The 21,321-nt window shown below is 71.8% G+C and carries 23 protein-coding genes and 1 pseudogene; 14 read left to right on the top strand and 10 right to left on the bottom strand.

Annotation, left to right across the window (positions count from 1 at the left end):
- Positions 1-138 precede the first annotated feature (138 nt).
- Together ACIQM3_RS03535 and ACIQM3_RS03530 are read left to right on the top strand one after the other, a co-directional pair.
- On the top strand, positions 139-705 hold the full coding sequence (locus ACIQM3_RS03535; RefSeq protein WP_401618172.1) for a Uma2 family endonuclease: 567 nt from the start codon (positions 139-141) through the stop codon (positions 703-705).
- Between the two features lie 180 nt (positions 706-885).
- Positions 886-4,104, top strand: a complete 3,219-nt coding sequence (locus ACIQM3_RS03530) for a tetratricopeptide repeat protein (protein ID WP_401619970.1) — start codon at positions 886-888, stop codon at positions 4,102-4,104.
- Between the two features lie 65 nt (positions 4,105-4,169).
- On the opposite strand, the gene ACIQM3_RS03525 is transcribed toward ACIQM3_RS03530, so the two are convergent.
- Together ACIQM3_RS03525 and mca are read right to left on the bottom strand one after the other, a co-directional pair.
- Entirely contained in the window at positions 4,170-4,442 is a 273-nt protein-coding gene (locus ACIQM3_RS03525) for a hypothetical protein (protein ID WP_401618169.1), read from the bottom strand.
- Position 4,443: 1 nt separating this feature from the next.
- Complete coding sequence (gene mca, locus ACIQM3_RS03520) at positions 4,444-5,325, bottom strand: mycothiol conjugate amidase Mca (RefSeq protein WP_401618166.1); 882 nt, start codon at positions 5,323-5,325, stop codon at positions 4,444-4,446.
- 97 nt (positions 5,326-5,422) lie between these two features.
- Here mca and ACIQM3_RS03515 point away from each other — a divergent pair, with 97 nt between their 5' ends.
- Positions 5,423-5,824: a DUF4307 domain-containing protein gene (locus tag ACIQM3_RS03515; protein WP_401618163.1), complete on the top strand. Its 402-nt coding sequence runs from the start codon at positions 5,423-5,425 to the stop codon at positions 5,822-5,824.
- A 193-nt stretch (positions 5,825-6,017) separates the two neighbouring features.
- Positions 6,018-6,515 carry a transcription elongation factor GreA gene (gene greA, locus ACIQM3_RS03510; protein ID WP_033297886.1) on the top strand — a complete coding sequence of 166 codons (498 nt, stop codon included), beginning with the start codon at positions 6,018-6,020 and terminating at the stop codon, positions 6,513-6,515.
- Between the two features lie 108 nt (positions 6,516-6,623).
- Here the strand turns inward: greA and ACIQM3_RS03505 are convergent, their stop codons facing one another.
- Positions 6,624-7,502, bottom strand: coding sequence for an alpha/beta fold hydrolase (locus ACIQM3_RS03505; RefSeq protein ID WP_401618159.1), 879 nt, complete (start codon positions 7,500-7,502; stop codon positions 6,624-6,626).
- A gap of 110 nt (positions 7,503-7,612) precedes the next feature.
- Here ACIQM3_RS03505 and ACIQM3_RS03500 point away from each other — a divergent pair, with 110 nt between their 5' ends.
- The 3 genes from ACIQM3_RS03500 to ACIQM3_RS03490 all read left to right on the top strand — a co-directional run bounded on the left by ACIQM3_RS03500 (position 7,613) and on the right by ACIQM3_RS03490 (position 12,092).
- Positions 7,613-9,562: a BTAD domain-containing putative transcriptional regulator gene (locus ACIQM3_RS03500; RefSeq protein ID WP_401618156.1), complete on the top strand. Its 1,950-nt coding sequence runs from the start codon at positions 7,613-7,615 to the stop codon at positions 9,560-9,562.
- Between the two features lie 175 nt (positions 9,563-9,737).
- Positions 9,738-11,282, top strand: coding sequence for an FMN-binding glutamate synthase family protein (locus tag ACIQM3_RS03495; protein ID WP_401618153.1), 1,545 nt, complete (start codon positions 9,738-9,740; stop codon positions 11,280-11,282).
- A 51-nt stretch (positions 11,283-11,333) separates the two neighbouring features.
- Positions 11,334-12,092 (top strand): alpha/beta hydrolase family protein, encoded by a 759-nt coding sequence (locus ACIQM3_RS03490; RefSeq protein WP_401618151.1) that lies wholly within the window; start codon positions 11,334-11,336, stop codon positions 12,090-12,092.
- Between the two features lie 91 nt (positions 12,093-12,183).
- Here the strand turns inward: ACIQM3_RS03490 and ACIQM3_RS03485 are convergent, their stop codons facing one another.
- From ACIQM3_RS03485 to ilvA, 3 genes are all read right to left on the bottom strand, one after another.
- The gene (locus ACIQM3_RS03485; protein ID WP_401619967.1) at positions 12,184-12,996 is read right to left on the bottom strand and encodes an ABC transporter permease; all 813 of its coding nucleotides are present in this window, start codon (positions 12,994-12,996) and stop codon (positions 12,184-12,186) included.
- A 47-nt stretch (positions 12,997-13,043) separates the two neighbouring features.
- Positions 13,044-14,048, bottom strand: a complete 1,005-nt coding sequence (locus ACIQM3_RS03480; protein ID WP_401618149.1) for an ATP-binding cassette domain-containing protein — start codon at positions 14,046-14,048, stop codon at positions 13,044-13,046.
- 148 nt (positions 14,049-14,196) lie between these two features.
- A complete protein-coding gene (gene ilvA / locus ACIQM3_RS03475) occupies positions 14,197-15,426 on the bottom strand; it encodes a threonine ammonia-lyase (protein WP_401618146.1) in 1,230 nt (409 codons plus the stop codon).
- A gap of 158 nt (positions 15,427-15,584) precedes the next feature.
- On the opposite strand from ilvA, the gene ACIQM3_RS03470 reads away from it, so the two are divergent.
- Together ACIQM3_RS03470 and ACIQM3_RS03465 are read left to right on the top strand one after the other, a co-directional pair.
- Positions 15,585-16,115: a MarR family winged helix-turn-helix transcriptional regulator gene (locus ACIQM3_RS03470; protein WP_401618143.1), complete on the top strand. Its 531-nt coding sequence runs from the start codon at positions 15,585-15,587 to the stop codon at positions 16,113-16,115.
- Between the two features lie 77 nt (positions 16,116-16,192).
- Complete coding sequence (locus ACIQM3_RS03465) at positions 16,193-16,384, top strand: DUF1059 domain-containing protein (RefSeq protein WP_401618140.1); 192 nt, start codon at positions 16,193-16,195, stop codon at positions 16,382-16,384.
- A gap of 108 nt (positions 16,385-16,492) precedes the next feature.
- Here ACIQM3_RS03465 and ACIQM3_RS03460 read toward each other — a convergent pair whose 3' ends face one another.
- The gene (locus ACIQM3_RS03460; protein WP_401618137.1) at positions 16,493-17,638 is read right to left on the bottom strand and encodes a cystathionine gamma-synthase; all 1,146 of its coding nucleotides are present in this window, start codon (positions 17,636-17,638) and stop codon (positions 16,493-16,495) included.
- Positions 17,639-17,717: 79 nt separating this feature from the next.
- Here ACIQM3_RS03460 and ACIQM3_RS03455 point away from each other — a divergent pair, with 79 nt between their 5' ends.
- From ACIQM3_RS03455 to ACIQM3_RS03440, 4 genes are all read left to right on the top strand, one after another.
- Positions 17,718-18,821: a hypothetical protein gene (locus ACIQM3_RS03455; RefSeq protein ID WP_401618134.1), complete on the top strand. Its 1,104-nt coding sequence runs from the start codon at positions 17,718-17,720 to the stop codon at positions 18,819-18,821.
- Between the two features lie 40 nt (positions 18,822-18,861).
- Complete coding sequence (locus tag ACIQM3_RS03450) at positions 18,862-19,020, top strand: hypothetical protein (RefSeq protein WP_401618131.1); 159 nt, start codon at positions 18,862-18,864, stop codon at positions 19,018-19,020.
- A 69-nt stretch (positions 19,021-19,089) separates the two neighbouring features.
- A complete protein-coding gene (gene msrA / locus ACIQM3_RS03445) occupies positions 19,090-19,794 on the top strand; it encodes a peptide-methionine (S)-S-oxide reductase MsrA (protein ID WP_362940682.1) in 705 nt (234 codons plus the stop codon).
- Positions 19,795-19,810: 16 nt separating this feature from the next.
- Entirely contained in the window at positions 19,811-19,975 is a 165-nt protein-coding gene (locus ACIQM3_RS03440; RefSeq protein WP_401618129.1) for a hypothetical protein, read from the top strand.
- An 18-nt stretch (positions 19,976-19,993) separates the two neighbouring features.
- On the opposite strand, the gene ACIQM3_RS03435 is transcribed toward ACIQM3_RS03440, so the two are convergent.
- The gene (locus ACIQM3_RS03435; RefSeq protein WP_401618126.1) at positions 19,994-20,356 is read right to left on the bottom strand and encodes a helix-turn-helix domain-containing protein; all 363 of its coding nucleotides are present in this window, start codon (positions 20,354-20,356) and stop codon (positions 19,994-19,996) included.
- 114 nt (positions 20,357-20,470) lie between these two features.
- Between ACIQM3_RS03435 and ACIQM3_RS03430 the strand changes: the two genes are divergently transcribed.
- Positions 20,471-20,602, top strand: a complete 132-nt coding sequence (locus tag ACIQM3_RS03430; RefSeq protein ID WP_401618123.1) for a DUF2568 domain-containing protein — start codon at positions 20,471-20,473, stop codon at positions 20,600-20,602.
- 131 nt (positions 20,603-20,733) lie between these two features.
- On the opposite strand, the pseudogene ACIQM3_RS03425 reads toward ACIQM3_RS03430, so the two are convergent.
- Positions 20,734-21,002: pseudogene (locus ACIQM3_RS03425) on the bottom strand (type II toxin-antitoxin system RelE/ParE family toxin).
- The gene (locus tag ACIQM3_RS03420) at positions 20,999-21,259 is read right to left on the bottom strand and encodes a type II toxin-antitoxin system Phd/YefM family antitoxin (RefSeq protein WP_401618120.1); all 261 of its coding nucleotides are present in this window, start codon (positions 21,257-21,259) and stop codon (positions 20,999-21,001) included. The pseudogene ACIQM3_RS03425 and the gene ACIQM3_RS03420 overlap by 4 nt, the downstream one beginning before the upstream one ends.
- Positions 21,260-21,321 lie beyond the last annotated feature (62 nt).

The following is a 21,321-nucleotide window of genomic DNA, read 5'->3' as shown; positions in this document are numbered from 1 at the left end:
GGGCTCACCGGGCTCCGGAGTTTCGGCCCGCCGGCCCCCGCCCGGAGCCGCGGCGGGCCGACCCCCCGGACAGCACGGGGACAGTAGGCTGATCCGAGCAGCACCGGAACTGACGAGCATCCTCGAAGGAGGCGTGTCATGACCGCCGAGATGGTCGCACCCGCATGGATGCACCTGCAGATCAGCGCGGAGCAGTACGACTCCTGGTCCGAGGAGCAGTGTGCCGGCATCGAGATCGTGGACGGGATGGTCGTCGTGAGCCCGAGCGCCTCCAAGCGGCACAATCGGTTGGCCCGCATCCTGGCCAATGCCCTGGACGCGGCGGCAGGCCCGGACTGGAACGCCGACACGGACTTCGATGTCCGGCTGCAGGACATTCCCCTCACCAACCGCCGTCCGGACGTCGTCGTCTACCGGGCGGAGACCATCGACCTCACACCCACCCGCCCCGAACACGTACTCCTGGTCGCCGAGATCGTGTCGCCCGGCTCGGAGACCACCGACCGGGTCGTGAAGGTGGACCAGTACGCCAAGGCCGGCATCCCCTTCTACTGGCGGGTCGAACAGGCCGCCACCGGTGTCCCGATCGTCTACACCTACGTACTCGACCCCGCCACCAAGGCCTACAGGGACGGCGAGATGTTCACCGGCGCAATCAAGGCTGCCGCGCCCTTCTCCGTAACGGTGGACCTGGGAGCCCTCTGACAGCCCTCGACGGGCCCCGCCCGTTCGCGCGGTGCGGCGGCGTCCGGCCGCGCGCCGAACACGGCGGCGCAGTCTCGCGGACTCCCTGTCGCCGGGGCGCCGGACCGAGGACACTGATGGTCGACGCAGGGGATCCGGCTGCGACCTGGCCAGGGTCGGGAACGAGGGGGATTCATGGGGATGCGGGACAGCCATCGGGCGGAAGCCGAACGGCTGTTGGTACGTGCCGTGGAGGAAGAGGCACGGCGGACAGGTGGCCGGACGGACTCCGGCGCGCTGCTGGCCCGTGCGCGGGGCGCGCTCGACACCATGGCGGCGGGCGCGGCCGAGGAGTACGCCGCGTACACCCGGGCGCTGGACGACGCGGGGGCCGGCCAGCAGCCGCTGTCCGCGCGGTTCAGCAGAGCGACTCTGGGAACTCCGCTGCTGGTGACGGGAGTTGCCGCCGCGGCCGCCTTCGGCGCGGATCTGGCGCTGGGCACCGCGACCGGTCTCGCCCTGGGCGCGGGCGCGGTCGTCGCCGCCGCGGGGACGACGGTCACGGTGGCGCGGGCGACCGCCTCGCACTGGCCGGCCGCACACCGCAGGGCGGGCGAACGGAACCAGCCCGGCGGCCCGGAGCAGCTGCGCCTGGAGTGGCTGACGGCCCTGGAGGTACGGGGCATCCGCCCGTTCCTCGACCAGCAGCGCATGCTGACCGCGTCCACCCGTAAGCCGAAGAAGGCGGGCACCTCCGTGGTGGCGCAGCTGCGCGGCGGTGACCGCAGCGCGGCCGCGCGCGCCCGGTCGGTCCTGGAGCAGTCCTTCGGTCATCTGCCCGCCGTGGAGGGCCCGTTCGCGGGGCGCCGCGAGAAGCTGGCGCAGATCGCCCGGTGGGTGCACGCGGCCCGCGCCGCGACCGAGACGAGGCCGACCGTCGTCGTCCTGCACGGCGCCTCGGGCTCCGGGCGCACCACCCTCGCCGTACGGGCCGCGCACGCGCTCAAGGACCAGTTCCGCGGAGCGTGCGTGGTCGATCTGCGGGGCGATGTCTCCGGCGACACCCCGCTGCCGACCAGGGACGCCCTGCTGCACCTGCTCAACCGGCTGGGGGCACCGCGCGAGCAGCTGCTCTTCCGGGAGAGGTCCTCCGCCGAGCAGCAGGTCCGGCGCCTGAGCGAGCTCTACCACCAGCATCTGACGGGAACACCCGTCACGATCGTCCTGGACGACGCCACCGACGCCGCCCAGGTCCGCACGCTCGTCCCCGAGCGCTCCGACAGCCTGGTCCTCGTCACGGCCCGCGAGCCGCTCGCCCTGCCCGAAGACATCCCGGCCCGGGTGTACCACCTGCCGGTCGGCGGTCTGGAGGCGGCGGGCGCCGAGGAGTTGCTGCGCGAGTCCGCGGAGGACGAGGAGAACGGCCCGTACGACTACCCGTCGACCGAGACCGTCGTCGAGCTGTGCGGCGGACTGCCGCTCGCCCTGCGCGTCGCGGGCTCGGCCCTCGGCGCGCGGTCCCGTTCCGAGCTGGCGTCGGCCCTCGGGGCGTACGGTCCGGTCGCGCCCGTCGAACGGGCCCTGTGGCTGCGCTACACCGACCAGTCCGAGGCGTCCCGCCGGCTGCTGCGGCGGCTCGCCCTCGCCGGGCGGGCCAGCCTCGGGGCCGCCGCGGCGGCGTCGCTGCTGTCCTCGGACGAGCAGGAGGCCGGCCGCCTGCTGGAGGCACTGGCCCGGGCCGGGCTCCTGGTGCATGTGCGGGGCGCACGCTACCGGCTGCACGACCTCGTACGGGACTTCGCCCTGGCCCGGCTGCTCGACGAGGAGCCGGCGGCCGACCGTACGGCCGCGCAGGAGCGCCTCATCCAGAACTACGCGGAGCTCGCCGACGCGGTGATCCGCATGGTCGACGGCAAGATGTCCACCCGTGCCGGGCAGTTCGGCTCGCACGGCTTCAGCTCGCTGGACGCCGCCCTGCGTTGGCTGGACGACGAGTCGAGCTTCATCACCTCGGCGCTGCGGCACGCCGAGGGCGTCGACCAGGCGGCGGTGCTCCATCTGCTGGGCGCCCTGTGCGACTACTGCCTGCTGCGCGGTGACCTCTACCGGCTCGGTGAGATCAGCGAGCTGACGCGCGCCGTCGACCAGGGGCTCCTGGAGCGGTCGGTCCAGTGGCGTACGGGTATCGCGGCCCGGCAGCTCGGTGAGCTCGACAAGGCCCGCACGACGCTGTCCTCCGTCGTCGGCCTCTACCGCGAGGCGCAGAACGACGCGGGCGCCGCCCTCGCCCTCTGCTCGCTCGGCATCACCCTGCACCACCAGGGCAATCTGGCCGAGGCGTCGGCCCGGCTGCGGGGGGCGCTCGCCCTGCAGGCCTCCCCGGAGCAGGCCGAGGACCGGGCCTGGTCCCTGCACGCCCTGGCAGCCGTCGAGCGCGACCGGGCGAATCTGTCCGAGGCCCTGACCCTGCTGGACACCGCGCTGGCCCTGCACCGCGAGGGCGAGTCCCTGCACGGCGAGGCCTGGTCGCACTTCCAGCTCGGCCAGGTCTGTCTGCGCCTCGGCGAGGTGGCCCGCGCCGAGGAGGAGCTGTCCGCCGCGCTGGACCTGTACGGCCGCACCCGGGACGAGCGCGGGGAGGCCTGGGCCCTGACCCAGCTGGCCCGCGCCCGGCTCCTCGACGGCGACCCCGCGCCGGCGGTGGAGCAGCTGCGCGAAGCCCTCGCCCGGCACCGGGGCAACGAGGACGCGCGGGGCGAGGCGTGGACGCGGTACTACCTCGGGCAGGCGCTGGAGGAGGACGGCGACACCGACCAGGCGGTACGGGAGCTGGAGCGGGCCCGCACGATGTTCTCCCGGATGCGGGACGTGTACGGGCTGGCGTGCGCCCGCCACCATTCGGGGCGCGTCACGCGTGACCAGCGCGCCGCGCAGACGGGCAACCTGCGCAACTCCGGCTTCGCCAGGCAGCTTCTGGTGGACGCCCGGGCCGACTTCCGGCGGATCGGGGTGGCCCACGGCGAGGCCTGGACGTGTCTGGAGCTGGCCCTGGTCGACGGCGGGAACAGCCGGGCGGCGCAGGCGCTGGGGCTCTGCGGCGAGGCGATGACGCTGTTCGCCTCGTACGGCGACGCACGCGGCGGTGACTGGGCGGCGTTCCTGCGGTGCACGCTGCTGCCGTACGCCTCACCGGGCGGCATCGAGGTGGGGACGGCGGTGGCCCAGCAGGAACTCGCGGACCTGCTGGAGGCCTCGCACCCGCTCCGGGACGCGAAGCTGGAGGACTGCGCGGAGGCCTTCCGGGTCGTCCTGAACCGCGGGGTGGACCTGGACGACGGCTGGCAGGCCTGGCGGCTCGGCCTGACGCCGTCCCGGCACGCCCGCGAGGTGATGGGGGTAGCGGTGGGCGTACGCCCCTGAGGCAGGCCGCCAGGAGGCCGGGCTGCCGGGCCGGCTCCCCGGTCCGGCGGCCCGGCCGGGCCGCGTCAGCCCTTGCCGGAGGCGGTCGCCTTCGTCCCGCTGCCGGAGACGGCCGTCTCCGCCCCGCCGTCGGTGCCCGCGGGCTCCGCCGCCGGGTCGGGGGCCTCCTCGAAGTCGACCTTGCCCATGTGGCGGTTCATCGACTTCATCAGGAACCACACCCCGACGGCGAGCGCCGCGAAGACGAGGAAGCCGAGGACGCCGGGAGTCACCTTGTTCTTGTCGAGCTCATCGGCGGCGAACGGAACGAGCTGCGTCAGTGCCTGGGTCGCGTACATATCAGGCATTGTCGCGGATGCCCGCGAAGAGGTCGCTCTCGGGGAGGGAGGTATCGACCAGAGACTTGGCGAGCTCGTACTCCTCGGTCGGCCAGACCTCCCGCTGGATGTCCATCGGCACCCGGAACCAGCCGCCGTCCGGATCGATCTGCGTCGCGTGCGCGATCAGCGCCTTGTCGCGGATCTCGAAGAAGTCGTCGCACGGGACGTGCGTGGTCAGCGTGCGCTCGGCGCGCTCGAACTCCTTCCAGCGCTCCAGCCAGTCGGCGTACGGGGACTCCAGCCCACGGGCGAGCAGCGCCTCGTGCAGGGCGAGCGTGCGCGGCTTGTTGAAGCCCTGGTTGTAGTAGAGCTTCTGCGGCTGCCAGGCCGGGCCGAACTCCGCCTCGGGGAACCTCTCGGTGTCCCCCGCGGCCTCGAACGCGATCATCGAGATCGTGTGGGTCTTGATGTGGTCGGGGTGCGGGTACCCGCCGTTCTCGTCGTAGGTGGTGATCACCTGCGGCCGGAACGCGCGGATCTTCGCGACGAGACGCCCCGCCGCCGTCTCGTCGTCCTCCAGTGCGAAGCAGCCCTCGGGCAGCGGGGGCAGCGGGTCGCCCTCGGGCAGACCCGAGTCGACGAAGCCGAGCCACTCCTGCTTGACGCCGAGGATCTCCCGGGCCTCGTCCATCTCCTTCTTGCGCACCTCGTGGATGTTCGCCTCGATGTACGCGTCCCCCTGGAGCTTCGGGTTGAGGATGGATCCCCGTTCGCCCCCTGTGCAGGTGACGACCAGGACGTCCACCCCCTCGGACACGTACTTGGCCATGGTGGCCGCGCCCTTGCTCGACTCGTCGTCGGGGTGGGCGTGCACGGCCATCAGTCTCAGCTGCTCGGTCAAGACTCGGTCCTCAGTGATTGGTCGCGGTGGTCGGCTTCTATAGTGACTGAACCGGGGGGTGGAAAATTCCTCGATCCCCGGCACGGGAGGAACGATCATGGCAGCGGTGCGCGAGGCCTTGCCCGAGGGGCGCTACGGCCGGTCGCAGGATCAGCGCGCGGACCGCAAGCTGAAGATCACCGGCTCGGTGCTGGGCGTGCTCTTCCTCGCCATGATCGGCTGGTTCGGTTACGACTACGTGGCCGGTCAGGACGTCAGCGCCGAGCTCATCAAGTCCAAGATCGTCTCGGACAGCCGTGCCGAGGCCCACCTGGAGGTCCGCAAGGACCGGGACACCGACGGACACTGCACGCTCCGCGCCCTGAGCGAGGACGGCGGCGAGGTCGGCCGGGCGGACTTCCGGTTCGACGAGCGCTCCGAGCGGATCGACGAGGTCGTCTCCCTGCGCACCACCTCCAGGGCCACGGCGGTGGAACTCAAGGGGTGCGCCGCCGGCTGATCGGCACCCCCGGGGCGCGCGCCGTCCGTGATGCCCGCGCTCCGGTGCCGACCTGCACGGATGGGCGTGTGACGATTTACCTTCTCCCCCTTTTCGCGCGGAATTGTTAGGCTCGTTGTTTCGCCCACCCGTGGCAGCGCATGCTTGGGGTAGGGCGTTGCTTTGTATTCCCAGCACCGACGAGGAGCACCCTGTGACCCAGACCAGCGATAACGTCACCTGGCTCACGCCGGAGGCGTACAACCAGCTGAAGGCGGAGCTGGAGTACCTGTCTGGTCCCGCGCGCACGGAGATCTCCGTCAAGATCGCGGCGGCCCGCGAGGAGGGTGACCTCCGCGAGAACGGCGGGTACCACGCGGCCAAGGAGGAGCAGGGCAAGATGGAGCTCCGGGTCCGTCAGCTGACCCAGCTCCTGGAGCACGCGAAGGTCGGCGAAGCCCCTGCCGACGACGGCGTGGTCGAGCCCGGCATGGTCGTGACCATCGCCTTCGACGGCGACCCGGACGACACGGTCACCTTCCTGCTCGCCTCCCGCGAGTACGCCAGCACCGACATCGAGACCTACTCCCCGCAGTCCCCGCTCGGCACGGGCGTGAACGGCAAGCGGGTCGGTGACGACGCGGAGTACGAGCTCCCGAACGGCAAGAAGGCCACGGTGAAGATCGTCTCGGCGAAGCCCTACCAGGGCTGACCCCCCACACACGTACGGAGCCCCGGCCGCGAGTGCGGCCGGGGCTCCGTACGTGCCCGGGGCCGGCGGGCCATGGCCCTGCGTCCGGATCAGGCCGGGCTCGCGGGCTCAGCGGGCCAGCAGGTCCCGGATCGCCGCCGCGATCTCGTCGGGCGCCTCCTCGGCCATGAAGTGCCCCGCCCTGGTCAGCCTGTGGTCCAGGTCCGGCGCCCACGCCTTCCACACCCCGGCGGCGTCGAACCCCAGCTGCGCGCCCCAGTCCTGCTGGATGACCGTCACGGGCATGGCCAGCTGCGACCCGGCGTCCAGGTCCGCCTGGTCGTGTGTGACGTCGATGCCCGCGGAGGCCCGGTAGTCGGCGACGATCGACGTCACCGCCGCGCCGCTCGCCCGCAGGTACTCGGCACGCACCTCCTCCGGCATGGCGGCCGGGTCGGCGGCCCAGGCGTCGAGGAACGAGCCGAAGAACGCGTCCGCACTGTTGGCGATCATCGTCTCCGGCAGGCCGGGCGGCTGCGCCATGAGGAAGAGGTGGTAGCCGACCGCCGCCGGGACGCCGTGCAGGACGTTCCACATGTCGAGCGTCGGCACGACGTCGAGGATGCCCAGGTGCGTGACGGTCTCCGGGTGGTCCAGCCCCGCCCGGAAGGCGACCAGCGCGCCCCGGTCGTGGCCGACGAGAGCGAAGCGCTCGTGGCCGAGCGCCGCCGCCAGGGCGACGACGTCGGCGGCCATGGTGCGCTTGGCATAGACGTCGGGGCTGGTGGCCTCCGGCTTGTCGCCGGCGCCGTAGCCCCGCAGGTCGGGACAGATGACCGTGTGCTCTTCGGCGAGCCGCTCGGCGACGTGCCGCCACATCAGGCGGGTCTGGGGGAAGCCGTGCAGCAGCACGACCGGGGTGCCGCTGCCGCCGACAGCGGCAGCCAGCTCCACCCCGTCCGCACCGGGGAGGCGTATGTCGTCGAAGCCGGGAAGGGGGAGCGTCATGAGGGACCGTCCTGTCGGGTCGGGGGCTGACCGGACCAGCGTGGGCGACGGCGATCAGCAGCCGATCAGTACGGTTGGGCGCGGCCGCCCCCGGCACGGAGGATGGGTGCATGCGAATCGACGCGCTCGGTGCCGTGCGGGCCTTCCACGACGACGGGAGCCCGGTCGCCCTGGGCGGGCCCCGCCATCGTGAGGTGCTCGCCCGGCTCGTGGCCGCCGAGGGACGGATGGTCACCACCGACACCCTGGTCGACGACCTGTGGACCGACCCGCCGGCCCGGGCCGTGGGCGCTCTGCGTACGTTCGTCGCCGCGCTGCGCCGCGCCGTCGAACCCGGCCGGCCGCCCCGCGATCCCCCGCGCGTCCTCGTCACCGAGGGCCCCGGCTACGCGCTGCGCCTGCCGCGCGAGGACGTGGACGTCCACCGGTTCGAGGACACCCTGGCCCGCGCCCGGCACAGCCCCGACGCGGTGACCGACCTCGGCGCGGCACTCGCGGCCTGGCGCGGCCCCGCCTACGCCGATGTGACGGGCTCCGTATGGGCACAGCGCGAACGGACCCGGCTGGAGGAGCTGAGGCTCGAAGGGGTGGAGCTGCGTGCCCACATCCTCCTCGACTCCGGGGAGGGGGCCGCTCTCGTCGCCGGACTGGGCGCCCTTGTCGCCGAACATCCGTGGCGCGAGCCGGCCTGGGGGCTGCTGGCCCGGGCGCTCCACCGGGCGGGCCGCCAGGCCGACGCGCTCGCCACCCTCCGTCGCGCCCGCGCCATGCTCGTCGGTCAGCTGGGGCTCGACCCCGGCGCCGGCCTCCGGCGGCTGGAGACGGACATCCTCAACGGGTACGAGCCTCTGGAAGCCGCGCCTGCCCCCTGGACCGGCCACGGGGTCCGGCTCGGCCCGCGCACCACCGTGGACCTGGCCCGCACCCTCGCGCTGGCGGGCGGCGAGGCCCTCGTCCACTCCCGGCGCGACCGGCTCGCCGCCGTCCGGGCGGCGGAACGCACCGGGGACCTCACCCTGACCGCCCGGATCATCGGCGCCTACGACGTGCCCGCCATCTGGAGCCGGGCCGACGACCCCGAGCAGTCCCTCGCCGTCGTCGCGGCTGCCGAGCGCACGCTCGCCGCGCTCGGCCCCGACGGCCCCGCCGACCTGGTCGCCCGCCTCCTGGCCACGGTCGCCGTCGAGAGCCGCAGCGCGGATCTGTCCCGGCCCGGGCTGGAGCGCGCCCATCAGGCGGCGCGGCGGGCCGAGACGCTGGCACGGCAGCAGGCCGATCCCGCCCTGCTGGCGTTCGCCCTCAACGGAGTGTTCCTGCAGTCCTTCTCCAGCCCCGGTCTCGCCCCCGTACGGGACAGGACCGGCGCCGAGATCCTCGGCCTGGCCACCCGCCACGCGCTGCCGGACTTCGCCGTGCTCGGCCGGCTCGTACGCCTGCAGTCCGCCTCGGCCCTCGGCGATCTCGACGCCGCGGCCTCGCACGCCGACGCGGCCGAACAGCTCGCCGCCACGACCGAGGCCCCCCTCGTCCCCGTCCTCACCAGGTGGTTCCGCGCCCGGGCCACGGCCGCCCTCAGTGCCGAACCCGGCGGACCGACCGCCGCCGAGGCCGCGGCGCACTACCGCGCTGCGGAGGACGCCCTCCGGACGGCCGGTATGCCGGGGCTGCACCGCGGTCTCTTCCCGCTCGCCCTCCTGGGGCTGCGCCTGCTGCACGACCGGCCCGCGCCCACCGACCCGCGCCTCGACTGGGGCCCGTACGGACCCTGGGCACGCCCTCTCGTGCTGCTCGCCCAGGACCGGGCCGAGGAGGCCCGTGCGGCCCTCGCCACGGTGCCCGACCCCCCGTGTGACCACATGCAGGAGGCGCTGTGGTGCCTGACCGCCCACGCCGCCGCCCGCCTCGGCGAGCGCGGGGCCGCCGCACGGGCTGTGGCCGCCCTGCGCGACGCCCGTGCGGAGGACGCCGGCGCCGCGAGCGGGATGCTGACCCTGGGCCCGGTGGCGCGCTACCTGGCGGAGGCGGAGGTTTGCGCCGGCCCGCACACATCGACGCCGTGAACCGGCAAGCACCAGTTGGCAAGCCTGGTCACAGGCCGGTCCGAGCGGGCTCCTAGTATGAGAAACCGTGTTCTCCGACGGACGCTGACGCCCGCTTGGTCGTGCCCGCCGCCCAACGCCTGACACCACGTCCAACGCGCGGCGACAGAGCCGAGCATCGAAAAGAGGAACGTTCATGCGCGCCCGGAGCATCGCAGCGGCCACCGCGACAGCAGTAGCGCTGGTGGCAGCCCGCGACCTCGTCCAGAAGAAGCACGCACTGCTCCGGAACTTCCCGGTGGTCGGGCACGCCCGCTACCTGCTGGAGACGATCGGGCCGGAACTGCGGCAGTACATCGTGACCTCCAACGACGAGGAGCGCCCGTTCAGCCGCGACCAGCGCACGTGGATCTACGCGTCGGCGAAGGAGGAGAACAACTACTTCGGGTTCGGAACCGACAACGACGTCGAGCACATGCAGGGGCACGCGTACCTGAAGCAGCGCACGTTCGCCGGTGCGCTGCCCGACGTGCACGACCCGCAGGCCCCGCTGCCTTCGGCCAAGGTGCTGGGCGGGCCGCGTGGGCGCGCCCGGGCGTTCCGGCCGGCGAGCGTGGTGAACATCTCGGCGATGAGCTTCGGATCGCTCTCCGGTGCGGCGGTCACGGCGCTCAACAAGGGGGCGGCGCTGGCGGGCACGCTGCAGAACACCGGAGAGGGCGGCCTCTCGCCGTACCACCGCAACGGCGGCGACCTCGTCCTGCAGATCGGTACGGCGTACTTCGGCTGCCGCAACGAGGACGGCACCTTCAGCATCGACAAGCTCAAGGACGTCGTCGCCGGCGCCCCGGTCAAGGCGATAGAGATCAAGCTCTCCCAGGGCGCCAAGCCAGGGCTGGGCGGGATGCTGCCGGGCTCGAAGGTGACCCCGGAGATCGCCGGGATCCGCGGTATCCCGCTCGGCCAGGACTGCGCCTCGCCCTCGCGGCACACCGCGTTCAGCGACGTCGACTCGATGCTCGACTTCGTCGAACTGATCGCCACCGAGACCGGTCTGCCGGTCGGGGTCAAGAGCGCGGTCGGCGAGATGGACTTCTGGCAGGAGCTGGCCCAGCTGATGGCGCGTGGTGACCGTGGTGTCGACTTCGTGACCGTCGACGGCGGCGAGGGCGGCACCGGGGCGGCGCCGCTGACCTTCGCCGACTCGGTGTCGCTGCCGTTCCGGATGGGTTTCTCCCGGGTCTACGGCACCTTCGCCGAGCTGGGGCTGACCGACGACCTGACCTTCATCGCCTCCGGCAAGCTCGGCCTGCCCGAGAACGCCGCGGTCGCCTTCGCCCTGGGTGCCGACATGATCAACGTGGCGCGTGAGGCGATGCTGTCCATCGGCTGCATCCAGGCGCAGAAGTGCCACACCGACAAGTGCCCCACCGGCGTCGCCACCCAGAACCCCAGGCTGGCCCGTGGCATCGACCCGGCCTCGAAGGCCATCCGGGCGGCTGCCTACCTGCGCACCCTGCGCAGGGAGCTGATGAAGATCTCGGCGGCCGTCGGCGTCGCCCACCCGGCACTCATCACAGCCACCGACGTCGAGATAATGAACGGCGACTACGACGCCCGCACCCTGCTCAGTGTCTACGGCTACAAGAGCGGCTGGGGCGAGCTCGGCCCGCACCTCGCCGAGGAACTCACCGCACTGCTCACCACGAAATCGGCCTCCGAGCAGAAGCCGGTCGTCTGACCCGGCCGGTGTCGCCCTGCCTATCCGACGAAAGACCCGAGGTGAGCACGAATGGCCGAAAAAGTGAGATTCCAGAGCGTCGTCGGCCCTGACCTGGCCGGAGTGATCGACCATCCCGAGGGTGAGGTCCGGGGCTGGGGGCTCTTCGTGCACGGGTTCACCCTCGGCAAGGACTCACCCGCCGCCTCGCGCGTCAGCAAGCAGCTGGCACGCGAGGGGATCGGGATGCTGCGCTACGACAACCTCGGGATCGGCGGCTCCGACGGCGACTGGGGAGACGGTTCCTTCACCATCAAGGTCCAGGACACGCTCCGTGCGATGGACCTGATGGCGGAGCGGGGAACTCCGGTGGAGCTGCTGGTGGGGCACTCGTGGGGAGGCGCCGCTGTCCTCGCCGCAGCGGCCGAGGCGACCGGCGTCCGCGCGCTCGCCACCATCGGGGCGCCCATCGACCCCAGCCACGTCGAGCGCCAGTACGACGCGGTCATGGACCGCGTCCTCAGCGACGGGGCGCACGAGTGGTTCGTCGGCGGGCGGACCCTGGTCCTCAAGCGCGCCTTCGTCGAAGACGTCCGCCGGGCTCACCTGCGCGATCGGCTGAGCGAGTTGAATCTGCCGCTCCTCGTCATGCATTCGCCCACCGACTCCACCGTCGACATCGACAACGCCGGAGAGATCTTCCGCGAGGCACGGCACCCGCGAAGCTTCGTCGCACTCGAGGAAGCAGACCATTTCCTGACCGCACGAGGACAGGCGCAGCGAGCCGCCCACATCATCAGCGCCTGGGCCGACCAGTACATCCGGGCGTGAGGTGATGTCCGAGTCCCCGACAGGGCACGCCTGTCGGGGACTCGGGAACGCACACGGCTCGGCATGAGCCGCCGTCAGCAGGACGCAGCCGTCAGACGGCCGCCTGGCGGTACTTGCGGACCGCCAGCGTGCGGAAGACCAGGACGATCAGGATGGACCAGATGATCGAGGCCCAGATCGGGTGCTCCATCGGCCACGCACCAGTGACCGACTTCGGCACGCCCGGCATCGTGTTCCCGAAGAGCTCACGGGCACCGGCCACGGTGGCGCTGAAAGGGTTCCACTCGGCGACGTGCTGAAGGAACGTCGGCATGCCGGTGACCGGCACGAAGGCGTTCGAGATGAACGTCAGGGGGAACAGCCAGATCAGCCCCCCGGAGGTGGCCGCCTCCGGGGTCCGCACGGACAGGCCGATCAGGGCTCCGATCCAGGAGAACGCGTAGCCGAGCAGGAGCAGGAGCAGGAAGCCGCAGAGCACCTTGCCGATGTTCTCGTGGGTACGCCAGCCGACGACCAGGGCGACCCCCGCGAGCACCACGAGGGTGAAAGTGGTCTGGACGAGGTCGGCGAGTGTCCGCCCGGTGAGGACGGCGCCCCGCGCCATGGGCAGCGACCTGAAACGGTCGATCAGCCCCTTGTGCATGTCGTCCGCGATGCCCGCACCGGCACCCGCGGTGGCGAAGGTGACGGTCTGCGCGAAGATCCCGGCCATCAGGAACTCTTTGTACAGCTGCGGGTCGGTGGAGCCGCCGATGCTGATCGAGCCGCCGAAGACGTACGTGAACAGCACCACGAACATGACCGGCTGGATGACCCCGAAGAGCAGCATCTCCGGAATCCGGCTCATACGGATCAGGTTGCGGCGCGTGATCACCAGGGAGTCGGCCACCGAGCGGCTGATCACCCCGCGCGACTTGAGCGGTGCCTGGTTCGTCGTGTCCGTGACGGCACTCACTGCCCGTCCTCCTTCCGGCCCTCTGCGGCCTCGGTCGAAGCGTTCTCGCCGTTCTGCTCCAGCTGGGCCGCGTGGCCGGTGAGCGAGATGAAGACGTCGTCGAGGGTGGGGCGGCGCAGGCCGATGTCGTCGATCTCCACACCGTGGGTGTCGAGGTCTCGGATGACCTCCGCGAGCAGTTTCGCCCCGCCGGTGACCGGGACGGTCAGCTTGCGGGTGTGCTCGGCGACGGAGATCTCGCCCTTGCCGTACGTGGCGAGCACCGAACGGGCGGGCCCGATCTGGTCGGGCTGGTGCACCACGACCTCGACGCGCTCGCCGCCCGTACGGGCCTTGAGATGGTCGGAGGTGCCGCGGGCGATGACCTTGCCGTGGTCGATGACGCAGATGTCATGGGCGAGGTGGTCGGCCTCCTCCAGATACTGCGTGGTCAGCAGCAGCGTCGTACCGCCCGCGACGAGTTCCTCGATGACCTCCCACAGCTGCTGCCGGTTCCGCGGGTCCAGCCCGGTGGTGGGCTCGTCCATGAACATCACCGGGGGCGAGACGACGAGCGCCGCCGCCAGGTCGAGTCGCCGGCGCATGCCTCCGGAGTACGTCTTCGCGGTGCGGTCGGCCGCGTCGGCGAGGTTGAACTTCTCCAGGAGCTCCCCGGCCCGCTTCTTCGCGTCGCGCGAGCTCATCTGGTAGAGCTGCCCGACCATCTGGAGGTTCTCGCGGCCCGTGAGGTATTCGTCGACGGCCGCGAACTGGCCGGAGAGACCGATCGATCGGCGGACCGCGTCGGGATCCTTCAGGACGTCGATGCCCGCCACGACAGCCTTGCCACTGTCCGGCTGGAGCAGGGTGGTCAGGACACGTACGGCGGTGGTCTTACCCGCGCCGTTGGGTCCCAGCAGGCCGAGGACGGTGCCTTCGGGTACGTCGAGGTCGACGCCGTCCAGTGCTCGTACATCGCCGAAGGTCTTCACCAGACCTTCGGCGTAAATGGCGCCTGGCATACGTGATTCCCCCAGTTGCTTTCGCGTGAATTCCTGAGCGGATCGTAGAGTTCGCGAACCCTCGGAGCCGGGAACACCGGAGTGTTCGGCGATGCACGGTAACGCGATACATCGCGACCCACAACAGGTTTGGGAGGGACCCCGCCGCTCAGGTCCTCACCAGGTATCCTGCGGCGCGCAGCGCCGAGGCGACCTCCGCGCAGTGCTCCGGTCCCTTGGTCTCCAGGTGGAGTTCCACTTCCGCCTCGGTGAGTCCGAGCCGGGGATCGGTCCGTACGTGGCTGATGTCGAGCACGTTGGCGTCGGCGACGGACAGCGTGGCGAGCATCGCGGCCAGCGCCCCAGGGCGGTCGGTGAGCCGCAGCCGCAGGCTGAGGTAGCGGCCCGCCGCGACCATGCCGTGCGTCAGGATCCGCTGCATCAGCAGGGGGTCCACATTGCCGCCCGACAGCACGGCGACGACGGGCCCTCGGAAGGACTCGGGATCGCTCAGCAGCGCCGCGACGGGGCTCGCTCCGGCGGGCTCGACGACCATCTTGGCCCGCTCCAGGCACAGCAGCAGCGCACTGGAGAGCTCGTCCTCGGAGACGGTGCGGACCTCATCCACCAGCTCCTGGACCAGCGGGAACGTGAGGTCGCCGGGCCGTCCCACCTTGATCCCGTCGGCCATGGTCTGCACCGAGCCGAGCGCCACCGGATGCCCTGCGGACAGCGAGGGCGGGAAGGCGGCCGCACCCGCCGCCTGGACCCCCACGACACGGACGTCGGGGCGCAGCGCCTTCACCGCGACCGCGATCCCCGCGGCGAGCCCGCCCCCGCCGATACCGACGACGATCGTGCGGACCTCGGGGCACTGTTCGAGGATCTCCAGGCCCACGGTGCCCTGCCCCGCGATGATGTCCGGGTGGTCGAAGGGGTGGATGAAGACGGCGCCGGTCTCCTCGGCGTACTCCTGGGCGGCGGCGAGCGTCTCGTCGACGACCTGCCCCTGCAGCCGGACCTCGGCCCCGTACTCCCGGGTCGCCGCGACCTTCGGCAGGGGCGCGCCGACGGGCATGAAGACCGTGGAGCGTACGCCGAGCAGCGAAGAGGCGAGTGCGACACCCTGCGCATGGTTTCCGGCACTCGCGGCCACGACTCCGGCCGCCCGTTCGACGGGGCTGAGCCCCGCGATCCGTACGTACGCGCCACGCAGTTTGAACGATCCGGTGCGCTGCAGGTTCTCGCACTTGAAGTGGACCGGTGCTCCGACGAGGGAGGTGAGGTGGCGGCTGCCCTCCATACCGGTCGTTCTGGCCACCCCGGACAGCATCTTCTGCGCCCCTCGGATGTCGTCGAGGATCAGCGGAGGAAAGGGGCCTGACGTACGGAAGGTCATGACAGCAAGTCTTGCAGCTCGGAGCGGTCGGGGCCGTCGCATCTCATGGCGGCCTGCGGTGGTGTCCACAGGTTTGTGCAGCGCTGGTACACGTTGCCCCGTGGCCGCGTACTCTGTCCCCCACCCATCCGACACTCGCACGAAGAGAGCCCCCGGCCATGCCCCCTCAGGACATGACGACTGCTGCGTCTCCTTCCGGGGGCGCGCCCCCCGGACATCCGGGAACGGACCACCTGCTCGACTCTCTCCAGCACCAGGTGGCGGTCTTCGCCCGCCGTGCCGAGCAGACCCGTCTCGGCGGTGTCGGCCAGGTCCGCAACTCGATGGACCGGGCGGCCTACCTGCTGCTCAACCGGCTCGACGTGGAAGGCCCCATGGGCGTCAAGGCGCTGGCCGCGGGTATGGGGATCGACTCCTCGACCGTGACCCGGCAGGTCGCGCCGCTCGTCGACACCGGACTGGTCAAGCGCACCTCGCATCCGGAGGACGGGCGCGCCGTCGTGCTGCAGCTGTCGCCGCGCGGCCAGGCCCGTCTGGAGGAGGTCCGCGCCTCACGGCGTGAGCTGATGTCCCAGGTGACCGACGGCTGGACCGAGGAGGAGCGCGACACCTTCTGCGCCCTGCTGACCCGGTTCAACGGGTCGCTGGCGGCCAGGCAGGCGACGAGCCAGCCGGCGCAGGAGGGCTGACCGGGCTCTCCCGGTCCGATCCGCGTCATCGGATCTACGCTGGAAGGGCCTGCACTCGCGAGTCGAGGAGGCCCGCCATGACACGCAAGGTCGCCGACTGCCGTAAGTATCCGAGCGTCTCGAACTGCACACTCACCATTTCCGGTGAGGAGGACGAAGTCGTCCGCGCCGCCGCCGAGCACGCCGTCTCGGTCCACGAGCACACGGACGGCCCGGAGATGCGCGAGCAGATCCGTGCCTCCCTGGAGGACGAGAAGGTCGCTGTCTGACCGTCGGGGGCACCCCGTCCGGCGGCGGGGACGGGCTGTCCCGGCCGCCGGTTCACGGCTGTGCGGCCGGTGGACGTACGCCCGTCGGCCGCCGGACGGTCCCGGCTGTCAGCCGAGGGCCTGCGTCAGGTCGGCCAGCAGGTCGTCGGCGTTCTCGATGCCGACGGACAGCCGGACCAGGTCGGCCGGGACCTCCAGCAGGGAGCCGGCGGTGGACGCGTGCGTCATCCGGCCGGGGTGCTCGATCAGCGACTCCACACCACCGAGCGACTCACCGAGGGTGAAGAGCTTCGCGCGGTTGCAGACCTCGACCGCCGCCTCCTCGCCGCCCGCGACGCGGAACGACACCATCCCGCCGAACGCCTTCATCTGCTTGGCGGCGACCTCGTGGCCCGGGTGCTCCGGCAGCCCCGGGTAGAGGACCTGGGTCACCTTCGGGTGCCGGGTCAGCAGGTCGGCGGCCTTGGTGGCGTTCTCGTCGTGGCGGTCCATGCGGACCGCGAGCGTCTTGATGCCCCGCAGCACCAGCCACGCGTCGAACGGTCCGGCGACCGCGCCCATCGCGTTCTGGTGGTACGCCAGCTCCTCGGCGAGCTCCGGGTCGCCGACGACGAGCGCGCCGCCGACGACGTCCGAGTGGCCGCCCATGTACTTCGTGGTGGAGTGCACCACGACATCGGCGCCGAGCGCGAGCGGCTGCTGGAGGTACGGGCTCGCGAAGGTGTTGTCGACGACCAGCCGCACGCCGGCCTGCCGGGCCACCCCGGCGACGGCCGCGATGTCGGTGATGCCGAGCAGCGGGTTCGAGGGCGTCTCCACCCAGATCGCCTTGGTACGCGGCGTGAGCGCCGCCCGCACCGCGGTCACGTCCGAGGTGTCGGCGACCGAGAACTCCACGCCCCAGCGCGAGGCGACCTTGGCGAACAGCCGGAACGTGCCGCCGTAGGCGTCGTTCGGGATGACCACGTGGTCGCCGGGGGTCAGCAGCGTACGCAGGAGGCAGTCCTCCGCGGCGAGGCCCGACGCGAAGGCGAGGCCGCGGCGGCCGCCCTCCAGCGCCGCCAGGTTCTCCTCCAGTGCGGTGCGGGTGGGGTTGGCGCTGCGGCTGTACTCGTAACCGCCGCGCAGTCCGCCGACGCCGTCCTGCTTGTACGTGGACACCTGGTAGATCGGCGGGACCACGGCGCCGGTGAGGGGATCCGCCGTGTTGCCGGCGTGGATCGCAAGGGTCTCGAAGCTGTGCTGGTCGCTCATGGGGCCCGAGCGTAGTTCGTCGGGAGTGCGGTTACAGGCCACTCGCCGCCCGGATACCCGTCCGGGGACAATGGACCGCATGGAGATTCTCTGGTTCCTGCTCGCCCTGTGCATGCTCGTGGCCGTCGTCGGCCCGCTCATGCTGCGCCGCCGTGGCGGTATCCGCCAGGTGGCGCCCGGTTCGCCCGATGCCGCGGACCCGGACACGTACGGCTTCGCACGCCAGGAGGAGCTGGACATCCGGATGCCGGGGCCCGACCAGGACCTCCTGGACGTCCTCGATGTCGTCCAGAGCACCGGGAGCTGGCGGGCCGCCTCCCAGCTGCTGGCGGGTACGCCCAAGGAGAGCGAGATCCGCTGGCAGCGGGTCCAGGCGTTCGCCGGTGCCGCCTCCCTCGAACTGGCCCGGCGGCCCGGGACGGGCGGGGCGTGGCTCAGGTCGTGGCGGGCCGAGGCCCCGAAGGACGCGGGCGCCGCCGCGGTGCACGCGGAGTTCCTGGTGCAGCAGGCGTGGCGCACCGGCACCGTGGGCACGGACGACTTCCGGATCATCCTGGAGGAGGCCCGTACGGTCTGCGGCGAGGCGGCCCTGCTCGCCCCGGGCGACCCCGTCCCGTACATCGTGGAACTGGCCGTCGCGCGCGGACTGGGCTACTCCCACGAGCAGTTCGACCAGCTCTGGGTGAAGATCATCGACCGCGCCCCCGCGCACATGGGCGCCCACATCGCGGCCCTGCACTTCTGGTGCGAGAAGTGGCACGGCTCCCGCGAGGAGGCCGACCGCTTCGCGACGACGGCCGCCGCCCGCGCCCCGCAGGGCTCGCTGCTCGCCGCACTGCCGCTGTTCGCGGTGTACGAGCACCTCCCCGAGGTCAATCTGGTGCAGGGCTTCTACCGCGGTGTCGTCGTGACGAAGGCGGTCGAGGGCGCGATGTTCGCGGTGCACTCGGCACGCGCGGACGACCCGATGCTCGCCCACGTCCGGCACCTGCTGGTCCTCTTCCTGGTCCGCATGGAACGCTGGTCGGAGGCGATGCACCAGCTCGTCCACATCGACGGCCACGTGGGCGCGCTGCCCTGGACCCAGAACCCGGACCCGGCCGCCGAGTACACCGTGTACAGGGCCCTGGCCGTCGCGGGGTACGAGGCGAACGGCGGCAGCCCCGCGACGCTGCCCCACTGACCCGGCACACCCGCCCCCTCCGGATTGGACCGGCACACCCATGGCACGACTGATCCCGCTGATCCTATTCGCCCTCGCCGTCTGGTTCTGGCTGCGGGCGCGCAGGAAGACCGCCGCCTACATGGCCTCCTACGAGTCGCGGACGGGCGGGGACCGCGAGGGTGACGAGCGTCGCGATCCCCAGGCCCCCGCGGCCTGAGGCCCCGGAATCCACGGCGCCCCCGCGGCGTTGTACGGAGCGAACCCCGACCCCCGGAGGAGCCCCCGCATGTTCCTGACCCACCGCACCCCGCAGCTCCCCACCCCGGAGGAGGCCCTGCGCGGTCGCCCCACCCCCGAATTCACGGTGCCGTCCCGCCACACGGTCCTCGGCAACCCGCTGACCGGCCCGTATCCGCAGGGCCTGGAGGTCGCCGACTTCGCGCTGGGCTGTTTCTGGGGCGCCGAGCGTAAGTTCTGGCAGACGGAGGGCGTCTGGACGACGCTCGTCGGCTACCAGGGCGGCTACACCGAGAATCCCTCGTACGAGGAGACCTGCTCGGGTCTGACCGGCCACACGGAGGCCGTGCGCGTCGTCTTCGACCCGAAGGTCGTGAGCTACGCGGATCTGCTGAAGCTCTTCTGGGAGTCCCACAACCCGACCCAGGGCTTCCGCCAGGGCAACGACGTGGGTACGCAGTACCGCTCGGCCCTCTACACGCACTCCCCCGAGCAGGCGGAGGCCGCGGAGGCGTCCCGCGAGGCCTACCAGCAGGTGCTGACGGGCGCCGGCTTCAAGCAGATCACCACGGAGATCCTCCCGGCGGAGGGCCGCACCTTCTGGCCCGCCGAGGCGTATCACCAGCAGTACCTCGACAAGAACCCCGACGGCTACTGCGGCATCGGCGGGACGGGCGCCACCCTGGAGTCCCCCTCGGAGACCAACTGGGGCCGCGCCTGCCCGACGGGCATCGCGCCGGCTCCCGGCGCGTGATCCGAGGCGTCGCGCGATGACGTGGGCCCCGTGTCCGGCAGCTGCCGGACACGGGGCCCACGTCGCTCCGGGGCAGGTCGAAGCGCGGGCCTCCGCGGCGGGCAGTCGGCGCTGGGCGTTCCTCGGTACGACGACGACCATGAAGGCCGTCTCCACCGGTGACGCGGTCACGGTGAAGTAGCCGGGTGCCGGCCGCCGGTCAGGCGGCCAGCCGCACCTCACCCATCGTGGTCCGGGCGGGCGCGCTCCGGCTCTGCCGGGCGGGCTCCTGCCCGGCCAGCTCCCGCTGGGCCAGGGACAGCACGTCGGTCAGCCCGAGCCCGAGCGAGCGGGCAGCCGCCGCGAGCACCTCGGACGACGCCTCCTTGCGGCCGCGCTCGATCTCGGAGAGGTACGGCACGGAGATCCGGGCGTCCTCGGCCACGTCCTTGAGCGTCCGCTCCTGGGCGTTGCGCTCGCGGCGCAGGACATCACCGACGACGTCCCGCCAGAGAGGCTCCTTGGCGGCGGGAGCGGGACGCAGAGGAATGACGCGGGCGTGGTTCGGCGCGTGGCTGCTCATCGTCCAAGCGTAGGAAGGAAGCGCCCGGCGCGGGAGGGGAAACCCTTCCGCGCCGGGCGGATCTGCTGTCGGCAGAACGGCGGTTGCCGCGAGGGCGGTCAGCCGTTTGAGGGCGTGGCGGCGTCGGTGGTGCTGGGCATCGGCCTGCCGGGGGCGGCAGTCGTGCTGTGGGGTCCGTTCGCCGCTCCCCGCGCCCGGTTCCCGCTGCCTCTGGTGGGGGTGCTGGCCGTGAAGGCCGGGTCCTAGGAGGCGGCGCGGCTGCGGTGTACGGGACGGGCCACCCGGTGGCGCCCTGGTCCTCGCGGTGGTGCTGGTGGCGAAGTCGGGCTGCGCGGAGCACTTCCGGCGCAGTTGGCGCCCCCTGCGGTGTTCCGCCGTCAGAACCTGCGGTACACGTCCCTCCTGTGACCGAGGTGGACGACCAGGATGACCAGAACCTCGCCCTGCACCTCGTACACCACACGGAAGTCTCCTGCGCGCACGCGGTACAGGCCGTCATGACCGTCAGCTTCTTCACGTCCGCGTCCTCCGACCATGGGTCGTCGCCGAGAGGCGTAATGGCGGTCAGAACACGGAGGGTGTCCTGCCGGTCGATCGAGCGGAGCCGGCGCTGGGCGTGAGCGGTAAATCGAAAGGCGAATTTCACGCGGCCGGATCTTTACCCTCGAACAGGTCCGCGAGGAGCTCGGCCATGCCGACCGTCGGGTCGTGCCGGTGTGCCTCGGCTTCGCGCGCGGCCATCTCGTCGGCTGCGGCGTCCAGCGCGTCGAGTACCTCTATGGGCACGAGTGCGGCGACCCGCTTGCCGTTGCGGGTGACGACGGTCGTCTGCCCGGCCTCGGCCCTGTCGATGACCTCGGCCAGGTGGGTGCGAACCTCACGTACGGTCACGGTGTCAGCCATATGAAAAGCGTACGCATGACTGCGTACACCTCCCTGTTTCCGCAGAGCGGAGGCCCGGGGCT

This window comes from Streptomyces sp. NPDC091271 (assembly GCF_044757505.1).
Classification (GTDB): Bacteria; Actinomycetota; Actinomycetes; order Streptomycetales; family Streptomycetaceae; genus Streptomyces.
This window is presented reverse-complemented; position numbering and strand designations above follow the sequence as displayed.

What these genes read in the sequence shown, in the direction of transcription:
- ACIQM3_RS03535 (WP_401618172.1), top strand. Translation starts at nt 139, where the DNA reads ATGACCGCCGAGATGGTCGCACCCGCATGGATGCACCTGCAGATCAGC.
- ACIQM3_RS03530 (WP_401619970.1), top strand. Translation starts at nt 886, where the DNA reads ATGCGGGACAGCCATCGGGCGGAAGCCGAACGGCTGTTGGTACGTGCC.
- ACIQM3_RS03525 (WP_401618169.1), bottom strand. Translation starts at nt 4,442, where the DNA reads ATGTACGCGACCCAGGCACTGACGCAGCTCGTTCCGTTCGCCGCCGAT.
- ACIQM3_RS03515 (WP_401618163.1), top strand. Translation starts at nt 5,423, where the DNA reads ATGGCAGCGGTGCGCGAGGCCTTGCCCGAGGGGCGCTACGGCCGGTCG.
- ACIQM3_RS03505 (WP_401618159.1), bottom strand. Translation starts at nt 7,502, where the DNA reads ATGACGCTCCCCCTTCCCGGCTTCGACGACATACGCCTCCCCGGTGCG.
- ACIQM3_RS03500 (WP_401618156.1), top strand. Translation starts at nt 7,613, where the DNA reads ATGCGAATCGACGCGCTCGGTGCCGTGCGGGCCTTCCACGACGACGGG.
- ACIQM3_RS03495 (WP_401618153.1), top strand. Translation starts at nt 9,738, where the DNA reads ATGCGCGCCCGGAGCATCGCAGCGGCCACCGCGACAGCAGTAGCGCTG.
- ACIQM3_RS03490 (WP_401618151.1), top strand. Translation starts at nt 11,334, where the DNA reads ATGGCCGAAAAAGTGAGATTCCAGAGCGTCGTCGGCCCTGACCTGGCC.
- ACIQM3_RS03480 (WP_401618149.1), bottom strand. Translation starts at nt 14,048, where the DNA reads ATGCCAGGCGCCATTTACGCCGAAGGTCTGGTGAAGACCTTCGGCGAT.
- ilvA (WP_401618146.1), bottom strand. Translation starts at nt 15,426, where the DNA reads ATGACCTTCCGTACGTCAGGCCCCTTTCCTCCGCTGATCCTCGACGAC.
- ACIQM3_RS03470 (WP_401618143.1), top strand. Translation starts at nt 15,585, where the DNA reads ATGCCCCCTCAGGACATGACGACTGCTGCGTCTCCTTCCGGGGGCGCG.
- ACIQM3_RS03465 (WP_401618140.1), top strand. Translation starts at nt 16,193, where the DNA reads ATGACACGCAAGGTCGCCGACTGCCGTAAGTATCCGAGCGTCTCGAAC.
- ACIQM3_RS03460 (WP_401618137.1), bottom strand. Translation starts at nt 17,638, where the DNA reads ATGAGCGACCAGCACAGCTTCGAGACCCTTGCGATCCACGCCGGCAAC.
- ACIQM3_RS03455 (WP_401618134.1), top strand. Translation starts at nt 17,718, where the DNA reads ATGGAGATTCTCTGGTTCCTGCTCGCCCTGTGCATGCTCGTGGCCGTC.
- ACIQM3_RS03450 (WP_401618131.1), top strand. Translation starts at nt 18,862, where the DNA reads ATGGCACGACTGATCCCGCTGATCCTATTCGCCCTCGCCGTCTGGTTC.
- msrA (WP_362940682.1), top strand. Translation starts at nt 19,090, where the DNA reads ATGTTCCTGACCCACCGCACCCCGCAGCTCCCCACCCCGGAGGAGGCC.
- ACIQM3_RS03440 (WP_401618129.1), top strand. Translation starts at nt 19,811, where the DNA reads ATGACGTGGGCCCCGTGTCCGGCAGCTGCCGGACACGGGGCCCACGTC.
- ACIQM3_RS03435 (WP_401618126.1), bottom strand. Translation starts at nt 20,356, where the DNA reads ATGAGCAGCCACGCGCCGAACCACGCCCGCGTCATTCCTCTGCGTCCC.
- ACIQM3_RS03420 (WP_401618120.1), bottom strand. Translation starts at nt 21,259, where the DNA reads ATGGCTGACACCGTGACCGTACGTGAGGTTCGCACCCACCTGGCCGAG.